Here is a 1,786-nt window from a genome sequence, read left to right as displayed (position 1 = left end):
CTTTCCTGTGGATCCTGGCGGGGCTGTTGGGGGTAGCCTACATTGGCTATCGCCTTGTCTTTGGAAATCCGCCTAAGTACCCGCCCGAAACCTAAGGGACTAGGATCAAAAGGGACACTGGGCTTTCCTCTAGTCCTCGACTTACCAGACAATTTGCTACTTCGTGGCACAATGGGTAACCTCGCCAACGCACCTTCTGCCTTGACGTGGATTGGCTAAGCCAGTAGACTTGCAGGCACATTTCTTGCTGGTAGGCACTTTGCCTAGGCTAAAGTTGGTTCCGTCTTTAGCCTGTGTGCTCATCAAGAGCTACTAAGGAGTAACTACCGTTAGCTCGACGGGAAGTGGCGCCTGTGGAGATCCCTCTAGTGGGGTAGTGGAGGTGAACTCTGCTGCTAGCTATGGGTCGTGGAAGCAGGAAGAAAGCCTCAACCTGGAGCAAAAGTCCGCTTTTGTCCAGCGTTGTATCTTTCAGAGTGGCAACCGCACCATGGTAACCGTCCCTCTGATCTCAGCCCTGAACATCGACTACCGGCCTTTGCAGGAGTTGTTGTCGGCGGGAGCCTGGCGGGAGGCGGATCGCCTAAGTCTGCAACTATTGTGTCGCGCAGCAGGAGAGGGGGCAGTGCGGCGGGGCTGGCTGTATTTTTCCGAGGTGAGCCGGATCCCGGCAGAGGATCTGCGCACCATCGATCGCCTTTGGCGGGCAGCTTCCGGAGATCGCTTTGGCTACTCGGTGCAGCGGCAGCTATGGCTGGGGGTAAATCGCAATTGGGAGCGCTTTTGGTCGCTCATCGGCTGGAAGCAAGGCTACCACTGGACCCGCTACCCTGACGAGTTTACCTGGGATCTGTCTGCGCCCAAGGGCCACCTGCCCCTTTCCAACCAACTGCGGGGGGTGCGGGTGTTGGAGGAGTTACTCACCCACAGGGCTTGGGAAGAATCTTAAGTTGGATTGACCTGTGACCGAGCACCTACAACTAGCCCAATTTCCTAATTTACCTGTCGACCTAGCCCAGGCCTGTGAGCAGGCCATCCAGGCCACACAGCTGGCCATACAAGCAGGGTATCGCCGCCTGCTCATCGAGATCCTCGCTCCGGAGATTAAGCCAGAAGTCTTGGCTCGTCCGTTCTTGCAGTTGCTCCAGCCACCGGCCTTGGTGTTGTTTAGTGATGCCGGCGGAGCAGCGCTGGCCCAGCGGGAGTGGGGATCCCTGCCCGAAGGAGTGGAACTGCAGAGCCTGACGGCCCGTACCCAGCCCACCCCAGAACAGAGCCTTCTCTTCGTCATGCCCGCCGTCTACAACTTGGATCAGGTGGAGCGGGTTTGCCAGGCGGTCAGCAGCGGGGATCCCAAGCCCGTTGTTCTCCTCAACCCGCAGCTCCAGGATGCGGCCACGGTGGGAGTGGGGTTAGCCGGTCGGCGGCTGCGCCAACGCTTCCTGAGTACCTTTGAGACCAGCTACTACCTGCGCTCGCTGGCGGAAGGGGCGCTGTTTCGCGCCTATCCGGATCCCTGGAGCGTGTGGCAGCAGGAGGAGACCGGCCTCTACAGCGTCCTCCAAACCTTTAGAGCCCGGCCCAGTGGCGAAGAAGTGGCCGAGCTGTTCCAGGCTCGCCGAAAAGGAGTTCCCTGGTGGAGCTGGCGGCGCTGGTTGGGATTCTCCTAATCTCTGCCGGGAACGAAGTTAAGATGAATCGGCAGGAGGAGACGAGTAGCCCCTAGCTCTAGCCAAAGCGGCAATCTGGGAACAACGATGCCTCTTGACAACCTGCGCGGACTCTA

General features: G+C 59.0%; 2 protein-coding genes. Both read left to right on the top strand.

What is annotated here, in order from left to right; genetic code table 11:
• Positions 1-382 precede the first annotated feature (382 nt).
• On the top strand, positions 383-949 hold the full coding sequence (locus tag NW860_RS07100) for a GUN4 domain-containing protein (protein ID WP_414513310.1): 567 nt from the start codon (positions 383-385) through the stop codon (positions 947-949).
• Positions 950-962: 13 nt separating this feature from the next.
• Positions 963-1,670 (top strand): DUF1995 family protein, encoded by a 708-nt coding sequence (locus NW860_RS07095; RefSeq protein WP_414513308.1) that lies wholly within the window; start codon positions 963-965, stop codon positions 1,668-1,670.
• Positions 1,671-1,786: the final 116 nt, after the last annotated feature.

Source organism: Synechococcus sp. F70.1 (assembly GCF_047502745.1).
Classification (GTDB): Bacteria; Cyanobacteriota; Cyanobacteriia; order Thermostichales; family Thermostichaceae; genus Thermostichus.
This window is presented reverse-complemented; position numbering and strand designations above follow the sequence as displayed.